Consider the following 15,594-nt stretch of genomic DNA (forward strand, 5'->3'; position numbering starts at 1 on the left):
AGCACTTTCAGGTCGGCGTACCTCTTGAGCATCCCCCATTCAGTCCCCTCTCCCTCCGGGAGAGGGCTAGGGTGAGGGGCTTTTGATTCTCCCGCCTTTCGTCTCTATCCCCAAATATTCCTTGCTCGCCCGCACCCGTTTCGGGTATCAATTTGTACATGATTAGACAGGTACGATTTGACAAGAAACAACGGGTGGTCGACGAACTCGTCCGGCGCATCGAAAGCGGCCTCATGGAGGACGGCTTTCTGTTGCCCGGCGAGCATCAGTTGGCTGAAGAATTCAAAGTCAGCCGAGGCACGCTGCGCGAAGCGCTGGCCGAACTGAAACGGCGCAAATACATCGCCACGCAAAGCGGCGTCGGTTCCATTGTCACCTTCGACGGTGTGGCACTCGACCAGCGCAGCGGCTGGGCGCAGGCACTGGCCGACAGCGGCGCACTGATCAACACCGAAGTGCTGCGTCTGGAAGCCGTGACCCGTCCCGAGCTGCTCTCGCGTTTCGGCACTGACCAATTCATCACCCTCGACCGTCGCCGCCGCTCCAGCGAAGGCACGCTGGTCTCCCTCGAACGCTCTTTGATGCCGGCCACCGGCGGCCTGGAAAGCCTGCCGCGCGTTGGTCTGATCGACAATTCCCTGACCATTACTTTGGCCGCCTACGGTTACATCGGCGAACGCGGCGATCAATGGATCGGCGCCGAACCGTTGAATGCCGAAGACGCCGCACTGCTTGGCCGCCCTGAGGGCACGGTGTTCCTCAAAGCCCTGCGTACCACCTACGACCGCCAGAACCGTTTCATGGAGCTGGTCGAAAGCCTGCTCGACCCGGTGCATTTCCGTCTGCACCTGCAATTTGGAGAATCGAAATGACCGCGCTCAACCGTGCCCTCGGCGCTTTCTATGGCCTGGCCCTCGGTGACGCGCTGGGCATGCCGACGCAATCGCTGAACCGTGAAACCATCAAGACCCGCTTCGGCCAGATCACCGATCTGCAGGACGCCGGCCCCTTGCAGCCGATCGCCGCGAACATGCCCAAAGGCTCGATCACTGATGACACTGAACAGGCGATTCTGGTCGGCGAGTTGCTGGTCGAAGGCAAGGGCCGTATCGAGCCAGCAATCCTCGCGCAACGTTTGATCGAGTGGGAAGCCGAGATGCAGGCCAAGGGCTCGCAGGACTTGCTCGGGCCGTCGACCAAACGCGCTATCGAGATGATCCTCGCCGGCCATTCGCCGGAAGAAGCCGGGCGCTACGGCACCACCAACGGTGCGGCGATGCGCATTACGCCGGTGGGGATTGCAGCGGATGTGACCAACCCTGAGCGTTTTATCGCGGCGGTGGTGCAGGCCTGTCAGGTCACGCACAACACCACGCTGGGGATTTCCAGTGCGGCGGCGGTGGCAGCGGTGGTATCCGCTGGCATCAATGGCATGGACCTGGGTGAGGCGTTGAACCTCGGTCAGCACATCGCTCAGCAAGCCGAGGCGCACGGGCACTGGGTCGCCGGTGGACGTATTGCCTCGCGCATCAGTTGGGCGCGCACCATCAGTGTCGATAGCGACAAGGCTTTACTGGCGGATCTGCTCTACGACGTGATCGGCACTTCGGTGGCGTCGCAGGAATCGGTGGTGGTCTCGTTCGCGCTGGCGCAGCAAGTGGCCGTCGGTGAGATGAGCGCGTTTGATGCGCTGTGCATGGCCGCCAGCCTTGGCGGCGACACTGACACCATCGCGGCGATTCTTGGCGCGATGCTGGGGGCCTGCCTGGGCCTTGAGAGTTGGCCTGTCGAGATGATTGATACGGTGAAGGCCGTTAATCATCTGGAGCTTGAACCGTTGGTGCAGGGGCTGTTGGCCTTACGCTGACTGGGCTAACGCTTTCGCGAGCAGGCTCGCTCCCACAGGGGGTATGTGAACGCCACAAATCCAGTGTGGGAGCGAGCCTGCTCGCGAAGGCCGCACCGCAAATTTCGAATTTTCAACCCGCAATGGATCGCGCAGACAGGCCGAGGACGGCCGCGATGTCTTGTCGTTTTGCATCATTGCCACAACCACAAAAAAGGCAAACAGGAGCACCTTCATGAGTTCATCAAACGCCGGGCAAAGCGCCGGGCAACTGGAAACCCGCGGCATCGAACCGGTGCCGGAAGCCGAGTGTAACGGCCATCCGCTGCAACTGTTCTGGGTCTGGTTCGCTGCCAACATCTCCATCCTCGGTCTGCCGCTGGGTGCCACGCTGGTGGCGTTTCGCGGGCTGGCGATCTGGCAGGCGATCATCGTCGCGATCATTGGCGCCGCCGGTTCGTTTGCCGTGGTCGGGATCATCTCGATTGCCGGCCGCCGTGGTCGTGCGCCGAGCCTGACCTTGTCGCGAGCGATCTTCGGCGTGCGCGGCAATATCGGCCCGACGCTGGTCTCGCTGATGTCGCGTCTGGGTTGGGAAACCGTTAACACCACCACCGCCGCGTTCGTGTTGCTATCGCTGTGCTCGATCCTGTTTGGCTCGCCGGTGGAAGCGAAAAGCGCGCCGATACTGACGCTGATCTTCATCGCCATTTTCGTTCTGCTGACCTTGTCAGTATCCGGCCTCGGCCACGCGACGTTGTTGGTGATCCAGAAGTGGGCGACCTACGTGTTCGGCGCGCTGAACATTCTCGTCGGCGGCTTCCTCTGCGCGACCATCGACTGGAGCGCGGTGTTCAACGCCACGCCAGCACCGATGAGCGCGATGATCATCGGCATCGGCACCATGGCCGCCGGCACCGGGATTGGCTGGGCCAACGCTGGCGCTGACATGTCGCGCTATCAGCATCGCAGCGTCAAGGCTGTGCGTCTGGTCGCGTCCGCCGCATTCGGCGCGGGTATTCCGCTGGTGTTGTTGATCACCCTTGGCGGGCTGCTGTCGGTCGGCAACAACGATCTGGCGTCGGCGACTGACCCGATCGTGGCAATCCGCGACATGCTGCCAACGTGGATGGCCGTGCCGTACCTGATCACCGCGTTCGGTGGCCTGCTGCTGTCGAACAACCTGTCGGTGTACTCCGCCGGTTTGACCACGCTGACCCTCGGCCTCAAAGTCAAACGCGTCTACGCGGTGGTGGTCGATATCGTCGCGATCTTCGCCGGTTCGATTTACTTCATGCTGATCGCCGACAGCTTCTACGGTCCGTTCATTACCTTCATTTCCCTGCTGGCGGTGCCAATCACCGCATGGGTCGGGATCTTCGTCGTCGACCTGATTCATCGTCACTACTACAGCCCGAAGGACCTGCTCGACGTCAGCCCGAGCAGCGCTTACTGGTATCGCGGCGGTATCGAATGGCGTGCGTTCGGTGCATGGGCGATTGCCATTGTCCTCGGCTTCAGCTTCACCACCATCGGCACCACTGCCGAGAACGTCTGGTTCAAGGGTTTTCTGTCCGACTCGTGGCTGGGCCACAACGGCCTCGGCTGGATCGTGACCTTCGTCGTCGCTGGTGGCATTTACTTCGTTCTCGGCGGGGCGAAAGATCGCCGCGCCGCGCAAACCGGGAATGCTCATGCCTAAGATGTTGCACACCGGCCAGGTCATCATCGACCTGGTCATGGCCGTAGATAAGCTGCCGCAGATTGGCGGTGACGTGCTGGCGCAGTCGGCGGATTTCGAAGCGGGTGGCGGGTTCAACGTGATGGCGGCGGCGGTGCGAAATGGCCTGCCGGTGGTGTATCTCGGTCGCCATGGCACTGGGTGTTTCGGCGATCTCGCGCGTCAGGCGATGAATGCCGAGGGAATTCACATCGGCATCACCGAACCCGCACCGAAAGACACCGGTTTGTGTGTGGCATTGACCGATGCGTCGGCGGAGCGCAGTTTCATTTCCTATATCGGCGCTGAAGGTGAAGTGACCGAGGGCGATCTGAACAGTGTTGCGGCTGAGGCCGGTGATTACGTTTATCTCAGCGGCTACAGCCTGCTCCACGAAGGCAAGGCGCAGGCGTTGCTCGACTGGACACTGGCGTTGCCGAAGTCGATCAATGTGGTGTTCGATCCGGGCCCGCTGGTGGAGTCGCCGGATTCACCGATGATGCAGGCGCTGCTGCCGCGCATTGATGTGTGGACCAGCAACAGTGTCGAAGCGCTGCGGTTTACCGGGGCTGAGGATATTGGCGTGGCGCTGGATCGTCTCGCTGAACATCTGCCCAAAAAGGTTTTGATGGTGGTGCGTGACGGGCCGCAAGGCTGCTGGATTCATCAGGCCAACGAGCGTCGGCATGTGCCAGGGTTTGCCGTAAAAGCCGTGGACAGTAACGGTGCGGGTGATGCCCATGCCGGGGTGTTTGTCGCCGGGTTGGCGCAGGGTTTGTCTGCCCATGAAGCTGCACGGCGGGCGAATGCGGCAGCGGCGTTGGCCGTGACGCGTTGGGGGCCTGCTACTTCGCCAGCGGCGGCTGAAGTGGATGCGTTTATCCGCGATTCCGGCGGCGCCTGATCTACCGCTTTCGCGAGCAGGCTCGCTCCCACAAGGGATGTGTGAACGACATCAATCCTGTGTGGGAGCGAGCTTGCTCGCGAAGAGGCCATCAGCCTCACACATTACTCAACTGGCTTTACGCAACGCCTCAATCAACTCCTGCTTGCGCATCGAAGAGCGCCCCGGAATCTTCTTCGCCCGGGCCTCTGTCATCAAACTATCAACCGTCTGCGTATCCTTCGAAGCCTTGCTGTTACGCGAATGCCCCTCGCGACTGGCCACCGCGCGCCGTGACGATTCCTGGCGATCTTCGGACTTGGCACTCGCCGGTTTCTTGCGTCCCGATCCGCCGCTCTTCTCGCCGCCGCCCGATTGCTTGTTGACCGTCGCCCAGGCGCGTGCTTCAGCCTCATCCTTCGACAGGCCTTTTTTCTCGTAGCTGTCTTCGATGTGCTCGGCCTTGCGCTTCTGTTCGGCGGTGTATTTGTCTTTGCTTCCACGAGGCATGGGATTTCTCCTCTTGTTTGCAGATTCGGCCGCTCGCCGCAGCGACAGCGAGCGACCGCAGGACTTACTGCAGATCCAGCTTGCGCGCCGCCTCAACGCCAGCGGCACTGAGCTTGATCGGCAGGTTCAGCGAATGTTCGCCAGCCTCATTGCAGGTCACATGCCCGTGGTGAATCAGTCCACGATCCTGCAAAGCGGCGAGGGCGCTGGCCACGACCTTCTCGCCCCGGTAATTGTCCAGCACCTCTTTGCCCAGACCACTCGGGTGGGCGTGCAACAGACGGGTGAGGACTTCTTTTTCCAGGTTTTTATCGACGTTCATGGTTACCTCTTCATTGGTTTGAATAGGACGCTCGCGTCGGCGAACTACTGGCCGGATCCTTCGGAACCGGAGCCACCGGTGGTGGTTTTGGAACCGACGCCGGGGCCCGCGTTGTCTGGCGTGGCGGGGGCGTCGGGGGTGTTCATGCCGCCCTGACGACCCGGGTCACTGCCCTGAGTGCGCGGATCGGTGCCGGTGGCGGGAGGCTGATTTATCAACGGCACGCCCGAGCCATCGGTGTTCATGCCGGGGGCACTGTTGATGGCGGGTGCGCGTGGTGGGGTCGGGTCGGTAGGGCCGGTGCCCGCAGCGGTGGCGGATGCGGCGAAAACCGCAGGGCAGAGCAGGGCGCTGAATACGAAAGCGGTCAACCTTGACGAGATCATAGGGCTTCTCCAGTGATTGGAATCCTTACCTGTCGTTGGTCTGCCCTCTGCGCGGATTGGTGCCTGATGAACGACGAACGGTCTGGATCGCTGGCGCCGGTTTGATGATCAGTCGACGCCAGAGCAAACGACCGAGCGTGATCAGCCAGTTGGCCGACGCTACCGCCAGCACCGTCAGCAACAGTGTGGTCATGTCGTGCTCAACGATGATTTTCCCGGCCAATAGCGGGAAACCAAATACACCGATGAAGTACGAAAGACTGAACAGCAACAACGCCTGCGATGTAGTGCCGGCCGGCGCTTCGTTGGCGGCGAGGCCGTTGATCACCGAATAGGTCAGCCCATAGCCGACGCCGAGCATCACCGCCGCCAGCAGATAATTGAACCCGCTGTGCACACCGAATGCGAACAGCACAATCGAAGCCAGCATCAGTCCCGACAGCAGGCACGATGCGCGTAATGGATCACGCTTGACGACATATCCCGAGATCAGCATCCGACTGCTGATCGCGGCACTCATGAAGCCGAGAAAGAACAACGAATAATCCAGCGAAAGGGCGGCGGCATAACTTGTCTGAAAACTCGACAGGCCACCGAATACGCAACCGCCGAGACCGACCATGATGATTGGAAACAGGGCGCGTGAACCGAGCACTTGAGTGGTCGTCTGCCAGGTGATTCTTGCAGCGGTTGTGGCTTGGGTACTTTTCAGTTTTGCGCCAAGCTGCCAGAACAGCAGCACCCCGATCAGGCTTGCCAGCGCCGCCAGATAAAATGCCGAGGTCACTGGCAAACCCAATGCACTCGCCGCACGACCCAGCAATGGCCCGCTGCCGATGCCGGTCATCATGCTGCCGGACAGCAAGGCGAAATATCTGGCGCGCTGCGCCGGCGTCACCAGACTGGCAACGATAATCGGCCCCAAGGTGTAAAAAACGCCCCAGCCCAATCCCAACAACAAACCGAAAAACAGCAGCAAATGACCGAACCCCGGCGTCAGCGCAAAACCCAGGCTCGCCGCCACCAGCAACAGCCCGAACACGGCAATCGAACGCGCCGCGCCGAGCCAGTCCGACAGATGCCCAGACACCAGCACCGCGACAAATGTACTGACCATCGCCGCCGAAATCACACTGCCAGCATCGTGCTCATTGCCGCCGCGAGAGCCGATCAGCAGCGACAACAAAAACGTCGAGCCATAGGACAGCGACAGCAGATAACTGGCGAGACAGAACAGGCCGAACAGCTTGCCTGAAACCTTGGGTGTTGCTGGCGACATGACGCGGTTCCTTGAGCGGAAAATTCAGCGTCATCTGTTTAACACGGCAGGCTGGCGGATTAGGTCTGAGGTTGGCGAAGTCAGGATCGTTGTGCGCCGGAGTAACGCATCAGGTGATGCCGATCTCTTCCTTGAACTGTTCCATGAAACCTTTCAGGCGTTGATGACGGACCTGCGCCAGACGCTGGCCGGCGGCGGTCTGGAAACCGTCGGCGAGGTGCAGCAGTTTGGTCTGGAAATGATCGAGGCAAAAACGCGTGTCATCGTAATCGCGTTGTTTCGCTTCGGGATCCTGCGGATCGTACAGCGCCGAACCCATGCGCCCGGCGATGTAGAACGTACGGGCGACGCCGAGCATGCCCAGCGAGTCGAGGCGGTCGGCGTCCTGGACGATTTTCGCTTCGAGGGTGCGCGGAGTGATGTTGGCGGAGAAGCTGTGGGCTTCGATGGCGTGGGCGACGGCCGTGATTTTTTCGCTGGGCCAATTCATTTCGGCGAGCACCGATGAAGCTTTTTCCGCCGCCAGTCGCGAGGCTTGCGCGCGCAGTGGCGAGTTTTTCTCGACAGCCACGCAATCGTGCAGCAGCACGGCGGCCAGCAACACCTCCAGATCACCGCCTTCTTCTGCTTGCAGCGTACGCACGTTATGCCAGACACGTTGCAGGTGGGCGAGGTCGTGAGCGCCGTCGTCTGATGGCTCCAGCGCATGCGGCAGTAACTCTGCTGCCAGTGCCGCCACGGGTGTAAAAAACTCAAGATTCATAAGCATCCTTTCAGATTGTCTCAGTTCCTGTGGGAGCGAGCCTGCTCGCGAATGCTGTCTGTCAATCAACAACGCAGATGACTGAAAGGACGCATTCGCGAGCAGGCTCGCTCCCACAGGGAACTGCAATGTTTGCAACATTGCGCAGGGTAGTGTGTGTTTTGCCATGTGACGAGCGCCGCTCACCGCCTTAGTATGGCGTTTTCCTTTTCCGACAAGGCCCGTCCATGACGATCGAAATCCGCCCGGCGACCCCCAGCGATGCTCCGCAAATCCTCGCCTTCATCACTGAACTCGCCGATTTCGAAAAGGCCCGCCACGAGGTCATCGCCAGCGTCGCCGACATCGAACGCAGCCTGTTCGGCGAAGGCGCCACCGCCCACGGCCTGATCTGCCTGCGCGACGGTCTACCAATCGGTTTCGCGGTGTTCTTCTTCAGCTATTCGACCTGGCTCGGCAGCAACTGCCTGTACCTTGAAGACCTCTACATCACCCCGGAGCAACGCGGTGGCGGTGCCGGCAAAACCTTGTTGCGCCACCTGGCGAAAATCGCCTGCGACAACGACTGCGGCCGCTTTGAATGGAGCGTGCTCGACTGGAACACCCCGGCGATCGAATTCTACAAATCCCTCGGTGCGCAACCTCAGGAAGAGTGGGTACGCTATCGCATGGATGGCCAGGTCCTGCGTGAGTTTGCCGAGGGTTGAACATGATGATGGCAATCCGGCAGTAATTCGATTGTCGCCAGCGCTCTAGTCCGGCATTCTACGCGCCATTTTTGCGCGCTCACGGACGACACCTGCAATGCCTCTGGCACAACTTCTCCACGCCCGTGGAGCCTTCGCCGCGTCAACGAGTGACCGGCGATGAGCGGACTACGGGCGTCAATGCGTCTGTACGGCCTGGTGAAAAACTCAGGCTCGAGCGACAACCCCCAGCGCCAACCGGTCGAGATTCTGTGCATGACAAATCGTGCGGGCGGCAGCGCCATTCGTGCGTTCGTGTCACGTCTTGATGCCGAGTTGATGAGGCGCAGCGCCGGTCTTGCCGATTACCGCGTGATACCGCTGCGCACCTTCGATCCGACGGCGTTTATCGACGCCCATCAAGGCTGGCTGATGCTGCACATTTGCTGTGGTTTCGTCGCCCCTGCCGGGCATTCGCTGCTCAAGGACGGCGGGCTGATGCCGATGGGCTGGTACGTCTATTCCGAGATCGGCCAGTGGACGGCCCAGCATCATCTCGACCTCGGCGCACAAATGGCCGAACTGCTGCAATCGACTTATGAGCGCAATCACCTGCGCAACTACAACGCCTGGCTCAACGAACTCGACGACGCCTCGCCGGCTGAACTGGCCTGGCAAACCGACGAAGCCTGGCGGCATCTGCAATTCGCTACACCCCCCGACAGCCGTGAGCATTGCCACGCGCTCTTCGACCCCGTCGACAACCGCTGGCGCTTCGCCGCGACCGACGTCGATCTCCACCCGCCGCACCCGGAATCCCTGAAGCAAGGAGCTTTGAATTGAGTGGTAAACCTGCTGCACGCGTCACCGACCCGACCGCCTGCCCACTGCCAGGGCATGGCACCAACCCGATTGCCTCCGGCTCGCCCGACGTCTTCTTCGACGGCCTCGCCGCCGCGCGCATGACCGATAAATCGGCGTGCGGCAGTCCGATTACCGGAGCCGTTTCCGGCACCGTATTCATCAACGGCCTGAACGCGGCCACGCTCGATAGCACCGGAGGCCACGGCAATGTCGTGGTTGGTGGTTCGGGGACTGTGATCATTGGCCAGAGCGGCGGAGGGGCAGCGTTTAGCGGGCTGTTGCCGATGCCGGTGCATTTCAATGATCGGATGCAGGTGGTCAACGAGATAACGGGAGAACCCATGCCCAATCACCCTTACGCGATTCAACGCGGCGACGGACGTGTCGAGCACGGCATTACAAATGACGCGGGTTTCACTCATACGGTGAGCTCGCACATACCCGAATCCATCAAGTTGTTCGTGGAGTAGGTTTGATGACTGCTGAAAACCCTGATTTGAAAGGATGCCAAAGGCTGGTCGTGACACATGACTTGACCTGTAAAACCGATGGAACGGTTAAGCAGGCTACGGTCGCTCCGAAAAAGATTGTGCTGTTTTTTGTGGGTGGAGCGGGCGATAAAGAAAGTTATTACGGAACCGGGCCTAACAATAACGTTGCCGAAGCACTGAAAATCTTTGTGAAGAATATGGATGCGGAGGAGCTCTGCGCGGATACGTACGACGCACACCATATTGGCTATAACGCGTTCGTCAGTGAAGACGGGCTCAAGGCAAGCGTACTGGATAAAATTTCAGACCTTACGACACCGGTCTACATTATCGGACACAGTCTGGGAGGGTGGAACGGGGCTCACTTGTCAAAAGTCCTGGCCGACAAGGGGTACCGAATTCCGGTACTGGTAACTCTTGATCCGGTCGGAGAAGGACAGATTGTATGGGGTATTTCAAATATCTATCAGAAAGAACCTACGCCTAAAGCTGAATATTGGGTGAATGCAAGAGCCGACGCCAGGGACTGGAATTTTTCTGACCTTGTGGCAGATTTCGGAGAGCAGTGGGATATGAAAAGCGGTCCGAACATGAATGGCAGAGTTGACGTGAACCATGCGGATGCCTGGGCCATTTATATTGCCGATCTTGGGACGGGGATGTCAGCCAGAGATGTTTTGATGGAGTCGGTGGTGTTGCATTTTAAAGGGAGGAAATGTGCGTAATCTAATTCTGTTTTTGATGTTTTCGCTGTGTGCTTCATGTGCGATCAGCCACGGAAAACCTACTGCCAAAATCGAATATCTGGGAGTCGAGCGATACCTGGACCGAAACATCTATCAAGTCAGATTTTCATCCGATGTCGATGTCGACAAACTATTCAAGTCAAAAATAAGCCAGTCTTTGCTCTGCTCTTTGGGTGAGGGGATGGATTTCTCGCAACCGCGCAATCTGAATCAGTATGGTGAGGGCTGGATTGAAACCGTTGCGCCTGCTGACGGAACAGCCTTCAAAGCGGATCTGATGTTTCGCAGAGTGAAAGACTCATCGAGTGACACGCTGATGAGCAGCGAGGATTTACGCACTGTGTTAGCGGGCCGACAGTCAATCGCATGCAAAGTCAGAATCAACTCCTACTCTTACAAAATTTACTATTCAGACGTGATGAACATTCCTGTTGCTGATCTGTTAAAGGAAATCAACAAGTACTGAGAAGGGGCTTCCTGCCTGATCGCAGGAAGCCTTGATCCGGTTTAACACGCCTCTGTCGTTCCCAGTTGCCACTGAGCAACCCATCAAGCGCCTTTCGCACGGAAACCTTGAAAGCTCCGGCCTTCTTTTTATCGAAGGCCGCTTTCCAGTAGGCGTAACCCTGACTGAAATCCGCAGCCTGCTCGCTCTTGTTTATCTCATAATATGGGATTGATATTTATATATTGAGATATGACAGCTCGTGGGTTTATAGTCCGTCGCACTCACTGCCAAAAACAAAACAGGTGAAGCGATGCTGGCGCAATTGATCGCGCTCGATTGGGGGACGACCTCATTACGTGCTTACAAACTCGCGGCGGGCGGTGTGGTGCTGGAGCAGCGCGCGCTGTCGTCCGGGATCATGCAACTGCCGAAGACTCCGCGAGTCATCAACGGTGGCGAATGCACCGATGGTTTTGAATTGGCCTTCGACGAGGCGTGCGGCGACTGGCTCGATGCGCAGCCGAATCTGCCAGTGATTGCCTGCGGCATGGTTGGCAGCGCACAGGGCTGGCGTGAAGCGGCCTACTGCGAGACGCCGGCGAACGTCGCCAATCTCGGAAAATCCCTACAAACAGTGATCAGTCTGCGCGGCACCGTGGTGCATATCGTGCCAGGCGTGATTCAGCGTTCGCGTCTGCCGAACGTAATGCGCGGCGAGGAAACCCAGGTCCTTGGCGTGCTGCAGAATCTGCCGGTCGAGGCGGGTGCTGATCTGTTGATAGGGCTGCCGGGCAGTCACTCGAAATGGGTCGACGTGGTCGATGGCTGCATCACTCATTTCGATACCTTCATGACCGGCGAAGTGTTCGCCGTGCTCAGTGAACACAGCATTCTCGGTCGTACCCTGAAGCAAGGCGCGACGTTCGATGCTCTGGCGTTTGACCGCGGTGTGCAGGTTGCGCAGTCGGCGGACGGTGAACTCGGCGTGCTGTCGACGTTGTTCAGTGCCCGTACCTTGGGTCTGACCGGCGAACTCAGCCCGACCGCGCAGGCGGATTATCTGTCCGGCCTGATGATCGGCCATGAACTGGCGGCCCTCGCCAAGGTTCAGCGACGTCGTCGCAACAATCCGAATCTTCCTTCGATCATCCTCATCGGCAACGCGCAACTCTGCGCGCGCTACAGCCGTGCCCTCGATGCCTGTGGTTTCGCCAACGTGACCCTGGCCGAACAGGCCACCGAGCGTGGCTTGTGGCAACTGGCGCTGGCCGCCGGACTGATCGATTCCTCATCCCGTTAACCCTGACTGGAGGCCTGACATGCTCAAGCAAGCATTGGCGCAAAACGGTCTGATCGCGATTCTGCGTGGCCTGCATCCGCAGGAAGCCGCCGCTGTCGGAGAAGTCCTGTATGCGGCCGGATTTCGCGTCATCGAAGTACCGCTCAATTCCCCTTCGCCGTACGAAAGTATCCGCATCCTGCGCAAGACCTTGCCCGCCGATTGCCTGATCGGTGCCGGCACGGTTCTGACGCCGGAGCAGGTCGAGTTGGTCAAAGAGGCCGGCGGCCAGGTGATCGTCATGCCGCACAGCGACGCCAAGGTGTTGCGCGCGGCAAAGGCGGCGGGGCTGTTTCTGTCGCCGGGCGTTGCCACGCCGACCGAAGCGTTCGCGGCGCTGGAGGAGGGCGCGGACATTCTCAAGCTGTTCCCGGCCGAGCAGATGGGCCCGGCGGTCGTCAAAGCCTGGCTCGCGGTGTTGCCGGCGGGAACGGTGCTGGCGCCGGTCGGCGGTATCACGCCGGACAACATGCAGGCGTTTATCGATGCTGGTGTGAAAGGTTTCGGCCTCGGCTCCGGCCTGTTCAAACCGGGCATGACGCCGGAGCAGGTGGCGGTAAATGCCAAGGCCTACGTGGCCGCGTGGAAGGCCCTTCGCTAAGACTTTCTGGCGCTGCGTGCGCTGCATCTAATAAGAGCTGCATTTACAAAAGAGAGCAGAGATGAAAATCACCAAACTCACCACCTTCATCGTCCCGCCGCGCTGGTGTTTCCTCAAGGTCGAAACCGACGAGGGCGTAACCGGTTGGGGCGAACCCGTGGTTGAAGGGCGCGCGCATACCGTCGCGGCTGCCGTTGAAGAATTGTCCGACTACCTGATCGGCAAAGACCCACGCAACATCGAAGACATCTGGACTGTGCTCTATCGCGGCGGCTTCTACCGTGGCGGTGCGATTCACATGAGCGCACTGGCCGGTATTGATCAGGCGCTGTGGGACATCAAGGGCAAGGCCCTCGGGGTGTCGGTGAGCGACCTGCTCGGTGGCCAGGTGCGCGACAAGATTCGTGTGTATTCGTGGATTGGCGGCGACCGTCCGGCCGACACCGCGCGTGCGGCGAAAGAGGCGGTGAGCCGTGGTTTTACTGCGGTGAAAATGAATGGCACCGAAGAACTGCAATTCCTCGATACCTTCGAGAAAGTCGATCTGGCGCTGGCCAACGTTGCCGCTGTGCGTGATGCCGTAGGGCCGAACGTCGGCATCGGCGTCGACTTCCATGGCCGCGTGCACAAGCCGATGGCCAAGGTGCTGATGAAGGAACTCGATCCGTACAAACTGATGTTTATCGAAGAGCCGGTGCTCAGCGAAAACTATGAAGCGTTGAAAGAGCTGGCGCCGTTGACCAGCACTCCGATTGCCCTCGGCGAGCGGCTGTTCTCGCGTTGGGACTTTAAACGCGTGTTGAGCGAAGGCTACGTCGACATCATTCAGCCGGATGCTTCCCACGCCGGCGGCATCACTGAAACCCGCAAGATCGCCAACATGGCCGAAGCCTACGACGTGGCTTTGGCGCTGCACTGCCCGCTGGGGCCGATTGCGCTGGCGGCGTGTTTACAACTGGACGCGGCTTGTTACAACGCGTTTATCCAGGAGCAGAGCCTGGGCATCCATTACAACGAGAGCAATGACTTGCTCGACTACGTGAAAGATCCACGCGTGTTCGATTACGACAAAGGCTTCGTGAAGATTCCGAACAGCCCGGGGTTGGGTATCGAGATCAACGAGGAATATGTGATCGAGCGCGCGGCGGTCGGGCATCGCTGGCGCAACCCGATCTGGCGTCATGCCGATGGCAGCTTTGCCGAGTGGTGAGGACTGCCTGACACACCACAAAACCCTGTGGGAGCGAGCTTGCTCGCGAATGCGGCAGGTCAGTCACATCGATGTCGGATGTGCCGCCGTCTTCGCGAGCAAGCTCGCTCCCACAGGGGCCGGTACAGATTTACGACTGTCCTCAATAAACATAAAAAGAGGCTCTCCCCATGCAACCGCAAACCCTCACCGGGCAGGCGTCTTTAGTCACGCCCAGCCGTAAGCGGTTTTTCATCATGGTGTTGCTGTTCATCACCGTGGTCATCAACTACCTCGACCGCAGCAATCTGTCTATTGCCGCGCCGGCGCTGACCAGTGATCTGGGCATCGACCCGATTCACGTCGGCCTGATTTTCTCCGCGTTCGGCTGGACCTACGCCGCCATGCAGATTCCCGGCGGCTGGCTGGTCGATCGCGTGCCGCCGCGCATCCTCTATAGCGTCGCGTTGCTGCTGTGGTCGCTGGCCACGGTGATGCTCGGTTTCGCCGCCAGTTTCATCGCGCTGTTCGTGCTGCGCATGGCGGTCGGCGCGCTGGAAGCACCGGCCTATCCGATCAACAGTCGCGTGGTGACGACGTGGTTTCCCGAGCGTGAACGCGCCACGGCCATCGGTTTCTACACCTCCGGGCAGTTCGTCGGCCTGGCATTTCTGACCCCGGTGCTGGCCTGGCTGCAACACGAATTCGGCTGGCACATGGTGTTCGTCGCGACCGGTGCCGTCGGCATCATTTGGGCAGCGATCTGGTACGCGGTGTATCGCGAGCCGCGGGATTTCAACGGCGCCAACGAAGCTGAAATCGACCTGATCCGCGAGGGCGGTGGTCTGGTCGATATTCAGCAGGAATCGGCCAAGGTCAAAGCCAAATTCAGCTGGACCGATCTCGGCATCGTCCTGACCAAGCGCAAGTTGTGGGGCATCTACCTCGGCCAGTTTTGCCTGAACTCGACGCTGTGGTTTTTCCTGACGTGGTTCCCGACCTATCTGGTGAAGTATCGCGGCATGGACTTCATCAAGTCCGGCCTGCTGGCGTCGCTGCCGTTTCTCGCCGCGTTTATTGGCGTGCTGTGTTCCGGGTTCTTTTCCGATTTCCTGATCCGTCGCGGCTGCACCGTGGGATTTGCGCGCAAGTTGCCAATCATCGGCGGACTGCTGATTTCCACTTCGATCATCGGCGCCAACTTCGTTGAGTCGACGCCGTTGGTGATTGCCTTTCTGGCGCTGGCGTTCTTTGGCAACGGTCTGGCTTCGATCACCTGGTCGCTGGTGTCGACGCTGGCGCCGGCGCGGTTGTTGGGGCTGACCGGAGGAGTGTTCAACTTCATCGGCAACCTGTCGGCGATTGCCACGCCGATCGTCATTGGCTTCCTCGCCAGTGGCGATTCTTTCGCGCCGGCGATCACCTATATCGCGGTTCTCGCATTGATCGGTGCCTTGTCCTACGTGCTGCTGGTCGGCAAGGTCGAGCGTATCGAGTTGTAGTGGTCTGCGTCGGGCGACC

General features: G+C 59.7%; 18 protein-coding genes. 13 read left to right on the top strand and 5 right to left on the bottom strand.

Annotation, left to right across the window (positions count from 1 at the left end; all coding sequences use genetic code 11):
• Positions 1-158: 158 nt before the first annotated feature.
• From F8N44_RS17240 to F8N44_RS17255, 4 genes are all read left to right on the top strand, one after another.
• Positions 159-872 carry a GntR family transcriptional regulator gene (locus tag F8N44_RS17240; protein ID WP_150651127.1) on the top strand — a complete coding sequence of 238 codons (714 nt, stop codon included), beginning with the start codon at positions 159-161 and terminating at the stop codon, positions 870-872.
• Positions 869-1,867, top strand: a complete 999-nt coding sequence (locus F8N44_RS17245; RefSeq protein WP_150651128.1) for an ADP-ribosylglycohydrolase family protein — start codon at positions 869-871, stop codon at positions 1,865-1,867. Before F8N44_RS17240 ends, F8N44_RS17245 begins: the two co-directional genes overlap by 4 nt.
• Positions 1,868-2,081: 214 nt before the next feature.
• Positions 2,082-3,548, top strand: coding sequence for a purine-cytosine permease family protein (locus F8N44_RS17250; protein WP_150651129.1), 1,467 nt, complete (start codon positions 2,082-2,084; stop codon positions 3,546-3,548).
• Positions 3,541-4,470, top strand: coding sequence for a PfkB family carbohydrate kinase (locus tag F8N44_RS17255; protein WP_150651130.1), 930 nt, complete (start codon positions 3,541-3,543; stop codon positions 4,468-4,470). The genes F8N44_RS17250 and F8N44_RS17255 overlap by 8 nt, the downstream gene beginning before the upstream one ends.
• Before the next feature lie 108 nt (positions 4,471-4,578).
• Here F8N44_RS17255 and F8N44_RS17260 read toward each other — a convergent pair whose 3' ends face one another.
• From F8N44_RS17260 to F8N44_RS17280, 5 genes are all read right to left on the bottom strand, one after another.
• Complete coding sequence (locus F8N44_RS17260; RefSeq protein WP_150651131.1) at positions 4,579-4,959, bottom strand: Rho termination factor N-terminal domain-containing protein; 381 nt, start codon at positions 4,957-4,959, stop codon at positions 4,579-4,581.
• Positions 4,960-5,023: 64 nt separating this feature from the next.
• Positions 5,024-5,281 (bottom strand): hypothetical protein, encoded by a 258-nt coding sequence (locus F8N44_RS17265; protein ID WP_016986009.1) that lies wholly within the window; start codon positions 5,279-5,281, stop codon positions 5,024-5,026.
• A gap of 44 nt (positions 5,282-5,325) precedes the next feature.
• Positions 5,326-5,667 (bottom strand): hypothetical protein, encoded by a 342-nt coding sequence (locus F8N44_RS17270; RefSeq protein ID WP_150651132.1) that lies wholly within the window; start codon positions 5,665-5,667, stop codon positions 5,326-5,328.
• Between the two features lie 25 nt (positions 5,668-5,692).
• Entirely contained in the window at positions 5,693-6,946 is a 1,254-nt protein-coding gene (locus F8N44_RS17275) for an MFS transporter (protein ID WP_150651133.1), read from the bottom strand.
• Between the two features lie 109 nt (positions 6,947-7,055).
• Positions 7,056-7,709, bottom strand: a complete 654-nt coding sequence (locus tag F8N44_RS17280) for an HD domain-containing protein (RefSeq protein ID WP_150651134.1) — start codon at positions 7,707-7,709, stop codon at positions 7,056-7,058.
• Between the two features lie 227 nt (positions 7,710-7,936).
• Here F8N44_RS17280 and F8N44_RS17285 point away from each other — a divergent pair, with 227 nt between their 5' ends.
• The 9 genes from F8N44_RS17285 (at position 7,937) to F8N44_RS17325 (ending at position 15,575) form a co-directional block, all read left to right on the top strand.
• Positions 7,937-8,416, top strand: a complete 480-nt coding sequence (locus tag F8N44_RS17285) for a GNAT family N-acetyltransferase (protein WP_007908312.1) — start codon at positions 7,937-7,939, stop codon at positions 8,414-8,416.
• 159 nt (positions 8,417-8,575) lie between these two features.
• On the top strand, positions 8,576-9,238 hold the full coding sequence (locus F8N44_RS17290; RefSeq protein WP_150651135.1) for a hypothetical protein: 663 nt from the start codon (positions 8,576-8,578) through the stop codon (positions 9,236-9,238).
• On the top strand, positions 9,235-9,729 hold the full coding sequence (locus F8N44_RS17295; RefSeq protein ID WP_224794780.1) for a PAAR domain-containing protein: 495 nt from the start codon (positions 9,235-9,237) through the stop codon (positions 9,727-9,729). The genes F8N44_RS17290 and F8N44_RS17295 overlap by 4 nt, the downstream gene beginning before the upstream one ends.
• Before the next feature lie 5 nt (positions 9,730-9,734).
• A complete protein-coding gene (locus F8N44_RS17300) occupies positions 9,735-10,475 on the top strand; it encodes an alpha/beta hydrolase (RefSeq protein ID WP_150651136.1) in 741 nt (246 codons plus the stop codon).
• The gene (locus tag F8N44_RS17305; RefSeq protein WP_095188562.1) at positions 10,468-10,962 is read left to right on the top strand and encodes a hypothetical protein; all 495 of its coding nucleotides are present in this window, start codon (positions 10,468-10,470) and stop codon (positions 10,960-10,962) included. The genes F8N44_RS17300 and F8N44_RS17305 overlap by 8 nt, the downstream gene beginning before the upstream one ends.
• A gap of 292 nt (positions 10,963-11,254) precedes the next feature.
• Positions 11,255-12,244 (top strand): 2-dehydro-3-deoxygalactonokinase, encoded by a 990-nt coding sequence (locus F8N44_RS17310; RefSeq protein WP_150651137.1) that lies wholly within the window; start codon positions 11,255-11,257, stop codon positions 12,242-12,244.
• 19 nt (positions 12,245-12,263) lie between these two features.
• Entirely contained in the window at positions 12,264-12,884 is a 621-nt protein-coding gene (locus F8N44_RS17315; protein ID WP_150651138.1) for a 2-dehydro-3-deoxy-6-phosphogalactonate aldolase, read from the top strand.
• Between the two features lie 61 nt (positions 12,885-12,945).
• The gene (gene dgoD, locus F8N44_RS17320; RefSeq protein ID WP_150651139.1) at positions 12,946-14,094 is read left to right on the top strand and encodes a galactonate dehydratase; all 1,149 of its coding nucleotides are present in this window, start codon (positions 12,946-12,948) and stop codon (positions 14,092-14,094) included.
• 170 nt (positions 14,095-14,264) lie between these two features.
• A complete protein-coding gene (locus tag F8N44_RS17325; RefSeq protein WP_150651140.1) occupies positions 14,265-15,575 on the top strand; it encodes an MFS transporter in 1,311 nt (436 codons plus the stop codon).
• Positions 15,576-15,594: the final 19 nt, after the last annotated feature.

Source organism: Pseudomonas fluorescens (assembly GCF_902497745.1).
GTDB lineage: Bacteria > Pseudomonadota > Gammaproteobacteria > Pseudomonadales > Pseudomonadaceae > Aquipseudomonas > Aquipseudomonas fluorescens_BM.